This is a genomic window from Streptomyces sp. NPDC052701 (assembly GCF_040678355.1).
Classification (GTDB): domain Bacteria; phylum Actinomycetota; class Actinomycetes; order Streptomycetales; family Streptomycetaceae; genus Streptomyces.
Genome location: NZ_JBFATO010000070.1, coordinates 1 through 6,982, shown reverse-complemented (window position 1 = coordinate 6,982; position 6,982 = coordinate 1). Strand labels below are relative to the sequence as shown.

2 protein-coding genes and 1 pseudogene are annotated in these 6,982 nt (G+C 74.4%); all 3 read left to right on the top strand.

Features of this window, described 5'->3' with window-relative positions:
- Positions 1–83: pseudogene (locus AB0L29_RS35330) on the top strand (KR domain-containing protein); the annotation flags it as partial.
- A gap of 63 nt (positions 84–146) precedes the next feature.
- The gene (locus AB0L29_RS35325) at positions 147–6,302 is read left to right on the top strand and encodes an SDR family NAD(P)-dependent oxidoreductase (protein WP_365833436.1); all 6,156 of its coding nucleotides are present in this window, start codon (positions 147–149) and stop codon (positions 6,300–6,302) included.
- 56 nt (positions 6,303–6,358) lie between these two features.
- On the top strand, positions 6,359–6,982 hold a 624-nt coding region (locus AB0L29_RS35320; protein WP_365833434.1), incomplete at its 3' end, for a beta-ketoacyl synthase N-terminal-like domain-containing protein.

Sequence of the window (6,982 nt, the reverse complement as noted above, 5' to 3'; positions counted from 1 at the left end):
ACTACGCCGCCGCGAACACGTTCCTGGACGCCCTGGCCGTCCACCGCCGGGCCCAGGGCTTGCCGGCCACCTCCCTCGCCTGGGGCCTGTGGGCCGCGGAGACGGGGTTGGGCGGTGCCTCTTCGCAGGCGGAGGCGGAGGTGCGGATGGCGCGCCTGGGCCTGCCCGCCCTCGCGGTGGACGAAGCGCTCGCCCTGCTGGACGCGGCCGTAATCCGCACCGACCAGCCCGTCCAGATCCCCCTGCGCGTCGACCCCACCGCCCTGGCCGCCCGCAGCGACGAACTCCCCACCCTCCTCAAGGGCATGAGCCGCACGCCCGCGCGCAGGACGGCCCGCTCGGCCACCGCCGCCGACGGTGGCAACACACTCGGCCGGCGCCTCGCCGGACTGGACGACTCCCAGCGCGACCGCCTGCTGGTGGACCTGGTGCGCAAGCACGTGGCCGCGGTGCTCGGCCACTCCGGCATCGATGCCGTCGGAGCCGACCGGGCCTTCAAGGACCTCGGCTTCGACTCGCTGGCCGCGGTCGAGCTGCGCAACGCGCTCGGCGCGGAGGCCGGGGTCCGACTGCCCGCCACGCTCGTTTTCGACTACCCCACCGCGCGGGCCGCCGCCGGATACCTCAAGAGCCGTGTCTCCCCGGACACCGAGGCGCAGAGCGCAGGGCCGCAGCCCGGCCCGACGGCTCCCGCCGGGCCGGCGCACACCGACGAACCGATCGCCATCGTCGGCATCAGCTGCCGTTTCCCCGGTGACGTGCGCTCGGCGGACGACCTGTGGCGGATGCTCGCCGAAGGCCGCGACGTCGTCGCCGACTTCCCCGACGACCGCGGCTGGCCCCTCGACTCGCTCTACGACCCCGAGCCGGGAGTCGCCGGCCGGACGTACACCCGGCAGGGCGGTTTCCTGTACGACGCCAACGAGTTCGACCCCGAGTTCTTCGGCATCATGCCCCGCGAGGCGATGGCGATGGACCCGCAGCAGAGACTGCTGCTCCAGGGCGCCTGGGAGGCGTTCGAGCGCGCGGGCATCGACCCGGAGTCCGTACGCGGCAGCCGGACCGGCGTGTACGCGGGCGTGATGTACCACGACTACCGCAGCCGGCTGCCGCACGTGCCCGAGGACCTGACGGGATACATCGGCAACGGCAGTGCCGCCAGCATCGCCTCCGGCCGCGTCGCCTACACCTTCGGCCTGGAGGGCCCGGCGGTGACGGTGGACACGGCGTGCTCCTCGTCCCTGGTCGCACTGCACATGGCCTGCCAGGCGCTGCGGCAGGGTGAGATCACCATGGCGCTGGCCGGCGGAGTCACCGTCATGGCGACCCCGGAGCTGTTCATCGACTTCAGCCAGCAGCGCGGGCTGTCCGCGGACGGCCGCTGCAAGGCGTTCGCCGGGACCGCCGACGGCACCGGCTGGTCGGAGGGCGTGGGCCTGCTGCTGGTGGAGCGCCTGTCCGACGCCCGCCGCAACAACCACCCGGTGCTCGCGGTGATCCGCGGCAGCGCCATCAACCAGGACGGTGCCTCCAACGGGCTCACCGCCCCCAACGGCCCTTCCCAGCAGCGCGTCATCCGGCAGGCGCTCGAGGCCTCCGGTCTGACGGCCGCGGACGTCGACCTGATCGAGGGCCACGGCACCGGAACCCGCCTCGGCGACCCGATCGAGGCGCAGGCACTGCTGGCCACCTACGGACAGGAACGCACCGCCCAGGAGCCCGCGTGGCTCGGGTCCGTCAAGTCCAACATGGGCCATGCCCAGGCGGCGGCCGGCGTCAGCGGCGTCATCAAGGCGGTCATGGCCCTGCGCAACGAGACCATGCCGCGCACGCTCCACGTCGACGAACCCTCCCCGCAGGTCGACTGGACGGAGGGCAACGTCCGGCTGCTGACGGAGGAACGCCCCTGGCCACGTGGGGAGCAGCCGCGCCGGGCCGGCGTCTCGTCGTTCGGACTCAGCGGCACCAACGCCCACATGATCATCGAGGAGGCGCCCGACGAGGCACCCGCGCAGGAGCCGGAGGTCGCCCCCGGACCGCGTACCGCACCGGCACTGCCCGTGGTGCCGCTGGTCCTCGGGGCCAGGACCGCCTCCGGACTGCCGCGCCAGGCCGAGCAGTTGGCGTCCTGGCTGGCGCAGGACCCCGGACGCGACCTCGCCGACACCGCCCTGTCGCTGGTGACGACCCGTGCCGCGCTCGACCACCGGGCCGTCGTCCTCGCCGCCGACCGGGACGACGCGCTCGCCGCCCTCGCCGCCCTCGCGGCACAGCAGGAGCGCCCCGGCACCGTCGAGGGCACCGTGGAGCCGGGCGCCCCCACGGCGTTCCTCTTCTCCGGACAGGGCGCCCAGCGCCCCGGCATGGGAAGCGGCCTGTACGCCGCATTCCCGGAGTTCGCCGCCGCCCTCGACGCCGTGTGCGAACAGCTTGACCCGCACCTGGACCGCCCGCTGCGGGAGATCATGTTCACCGTCGGCGACGGTGCCGACGACGACACCGGCACGCCCGTGCTGAACCGGACCGTCTACACACAAAGCGCCCTGTTCGCCTTCGAGGTGGCCCTCTACCGGCTGCTGGAGGGCTGGGGTGTCACCCCCGACGTCCTGATGGGCCACTCGGTCGGCGAACTCGCCGCGGCCCACGTCGCCGGAGTGCTGTCCCTGCCCGACGCCTGTGCCCTGGTCGCCGCCCGCGGGCGGCTCATGCAGGCGCTGCCCGCCGGCGGGGCCATGATGGCCGTGCAGGCCACCGAGGAGGAGGTGCTGCCGCTGCTCGGTGACGCCACCGGCATCGCCGCGCTCAACGGCCCCACCTCGGTGGTCGTCTCCGGTGACGAGGACCAGGTCCTCGCCGTCGCCGCCCACTTCGCCGGGCTCGGCCGCCGGACCAGCCGACTGCGCGTCTCGCACGCCTTCCACTCGCCCCTGATGGAACCCGTGCTGGAGGAGTTCGGCCGGATCGCCGCCGGCCTGACCTACGGCACCCCGTCCCTGCGGATCGTCTCCAACGTCACCGGACGGGAGGCCCGCCCCGAGGAACTCGGCTCGGCCGACTACTGGGTGCGGCACGTCCGCCAGGCCGTGCGCTTCGCCGACGGCCTCGGCCGGCTGGAGGCCGAGGGCGTCACCCGCTACGTGGAGATCGGCCCCGACGGGGTGCTCAGCGCACTCGCCGCAGCCGCTCTGGAGGGCGCGGACCACGTCGTCGTACCGGCCCTGAACAAGGGCCTGCCCGAGCCGCAGGCGCTGCTCACCGCCCTCGCCCGGCTGCACGTGCACGGCGCGGGGCCCGACTGGGCCGCCCTGCTGGCCGGCCACGGCGAACGCCGGCTGGACCTGCCCACCTACCCCTTCGAGAAGCGCCGGTACTGGCTGGACGCCACCGCCACGCCGACGTCCGGCGGGGCCGAGGACATCGGCCAGCTGCCCGGCGGCCACCCCCTGCTCAGCGCCGTGGTCGTCTCCCCGGAGTCCGGCGGCGTCGTCCTCACCGGCCGGCTCGCCATGGACACCCAGCGGTGGCTGGCCGACCACAACGTGCTGGGCACCCTGCTGCTGCCCGGCACCGGCTACGTCGAACTGGCCCTGCGCGCCGGCGAGGAGGTCGGCTGCGACCTCGTCGAGGAACTCACCATCGAGCAGATCATGCCGCTGACGGCCACCGGCGGCACCGCGGTCCAGGTCCTCGTCGGCGCCGCGGACGCCACCGGCCGCCGCTCCCTCGCGGTGTACTCGCGGGCGGAGAACGCACCCGAGCACGTCGGCTGGACCCGCCACGTCTCCGGCTTCCTCGCTTCCTCCGGGAGTCCCACCGCCGTGCCCGTCCCCCTGGGCGCCGGCGCCTGGCCGCCCCCGGGCGCCGAGTCCGTGGACATCAGCGACGTCTACGACTACCTGACCAGCCAGGGCTACTACTACGGCCCCACCTTCCGCGGCCTGAAGGCCGTGTGGCGGCACGGCGAGGAGGTGTACGCCGAGGTCGCGCTCCCCGAGGACGCCCGCGAGGAGGCCACCGGCTACCGGGTGCACCCGGCCCTGCTGGACGCGGCGCTGAGCGCCACCGACTTCCTCGGCGGCTACCGCCCCCAGGACGTCGGCGCCTCCCACCTGCCCTTCGCCTGGACCGGGGTCTCCCTGCACGCCGGCGGCGCCGCCCGCATGCGGGTCAAGCTCAACTCCATCGGCCCGGACGCCGTACGGCTGGAACTGGCCGACAGCACCGGGCTGCCCGTCGCCACGGTGGAATCCCTCGTCGTCAGGGCCGTCACCCCCGACCGGGTCGCCGCCGCGGCGGCCGCCTCGACCGGGGCCGAGCAGCGGGAGGCACTGCACCGGGTCGGCTGGAGCCACCTGCCGCTCGGCACCGCCGGCGGCACCACCGCGGGCCGGTGGGCGGTCATCGGCACCGACCCCGCGGACGCCGGAGTCGACGACGACACCCCCACGTACGAGGGGCCGGCGGCCCTCACCGCCGCCCTGGACGCCGGCGGACCCGCGCCGGACCTCCTCCTCTACCCCTGCCCCCGCCCCTCCGGGGACGTCCCGGCCGCGGTGCGGACCGTGCTGGGCGAGGTACTGGAGACGATCCGGTCCTTCCTGGCCGACGAACGCCTCGCCCGCTCCCGGCTGATGGTGATCACCCACGAAGGTGTCGCCGTCGGCGACGACACCGGCACCCACGAGTCCGCGGATGTCGTACAGGCCGCCGTCTGGGGCCTCGTGCGCGGCGCCCAGCAAGAGAACCCGGGCCGCATCCTGCTGACCGACCTGGGTGCGGGCAGCCGCGTCACCGCACCGCTGGCCGCCCTGGGCGAACCCGAGTTCGCGGTGCGCGGCAGCGACGTCCGCGTCCCCCGGCTCACCGGCATCCCCGTCGACGAGACCGAACGGCCCGCTCCCTGGGACCCCGAGGGAACCGTCCTCGTCACCGGAGGCACCAGCGGCCTGGGCGCCCTCGTGGCCCGTCGCCTCGTCACCGAACACGGTGTCCGCCACCTGCTGCTGACCAGCCGCCGCGGACCGGACGCGCCCGGCGTCCGGGAACTCCTCGCGGAACTCGCCGCGCTCGGCGCCGAAGCGACCGCCGTGGCCTGTGACGCCGCCGACCGCACCGCTCTCGCCGACCTCCTCGCGGACATCCCCGAGGGCCGGCCCCTGCGCGGGGTCGTGCACGCGGCCGGCGTTATGGACAACGCCCTGACGGGTGCCCTGACACCCGAGCAGATCGACGCGGTGCTGCGGCCGAAGGCCGACGCTGCCTGGCACCTGCACGAGCTCACCCGCGACCTCGACCTGACCGCGTTCGTCCTGCTCTCCTCCTGCGCCGGACTCCTCGTCGGCGTCGGACAGGGCAACTACGGGGCCGCCAACCGATTCGTCGACGCCCTCGCCCAGCACCGCAGGGCCGCCGGACTGCCCGCCACCTCCCTGGCCTTCGGGCTGTGGACGGTCAGGACCGGCCTGGGCGGCGGAGTCACCGACGCCGACCTGCACCGCATGGGCCGGCTGGGCATGCCCGCCCTCACCACCGACGAGGGTCTCGCCCTGTTCGACGAGGCGGTCGCCCTGGACGACGCACTGCTCGTGCCGATCCGTCTCGAGCCCGCCGCGCTGGCCACGGCGGCCGACGACGAACTCTCCCCGCTGTTCCGCGAGATCGTCCGCGCGGCCCGCCGCGACGCCGCACGCCCCGCCAAGGCCCGTACGACGCCGGCACCGGCCGCCGACCCCGCGGCCACCGCCTCCGCCCCGGGCACGCTGGAGGAACAGCTCGCCCCGCTGAGCGGCCCGGAGCGCGAGCGCGCCCTGCTCGACCTGGTCCGCACCCACGTGGCCGCCGTACGCCACGACGATCCGCACGCCATCGACGTCACCAAGGGATTCACCGAGCTCGGTCTCGACTCGCTGGCGGCGATCGAACTGCGCAACCGGCTCCAGACCGCGACCGGTCTGCGTCTCCCGGCGACCCTGATGTTCGACTATCCCAGCACCGCCGTGCTCGCCACCTACCTGCTGGACGAACTGACACCCGCCCTGCCGGCCCCGGACGACGGCGCGCCGGACACCGCCGCCATCGAAGCGGACGAGGCGGCCGTCCGCAGCGCCCTGCAGACCCTGTCCCTCGACGGCCTCCGCGAGGCCGGCCTGCTGGACGGCCTGCTCGCACTCGCCGCCGCCCAGCGGGGCACCCTGACCGGCTCCGCACCGGCCCAGACACCCGCCGACCGCAGCGAAACGATCAAGAGCATGAACGTGGACGACCTGGTCCGCGCGGCGCTGTCGACCGACGAAACCAGCTGAGTGCCCGGATCCCGCCGATCCCGCCGACTTCACCGACCGAGAGGTTTGTCTTCACCGTGGACGCATCCGTCGAGCAGATCGTCGAGGCGCTCAGAAAGTCCGTGCTGGACAACGAGCGTCTGCGCCGCCGCAACGCCGAAATCACGGCCGCCGCGACCGAGCCCATCGCCGTCGTGGGCATGGCCTGCCGCTTCCCGGGCGGCGTCACCACCCCGGACGGACTGTGGCGGCTGGTGGCGGACGGGGTGGACGCCGTGTCCGCCTTCCCCACCGACCGGGGCTGGGACATCGACGGCGTCTACGACCCCGAACCGGGCAAGCCCGGCCGCACCGTCGCCCGGGAGGGCGGCTTCCTGCACGACGCTGCGGACTTCGACCCCGCCTTCTTCGGGATCAGTCCGAACGAGGCGCTGGTGATGGACCCGCAGCAGCGGCTGTTGCTGGAGACCGCCTGGGAGGCGTGCGAGCGGGCGGGCATCGACCCGCTGACCCTCAAGGGCAGCCCCACCGGCGTCTACGCCGGCGTGATGTACCACGACTACGGCTTCGGCAGCAGCGACGGCAGCATCGTCTCCGGCCGGGTCGCCTACACCCTGGGCCTGGAGGGCCCGGCGGTGACGGTGGACACGGCGTGCTCGTCGTCGCTGGTCGCCCTGCACCTGGCCGTGCAGGCGCTGCGC

What these genes read in the sequence shown, in the direction of transcription:
- AB0L29_RS35325 (WP_365833436.1), top strand. Translation starts at nt 147, where the DNA reads ATGGCGCGCCTGGGCCTGCCCGCCCTCGCGGTGGACGAAGCGCTCGCC.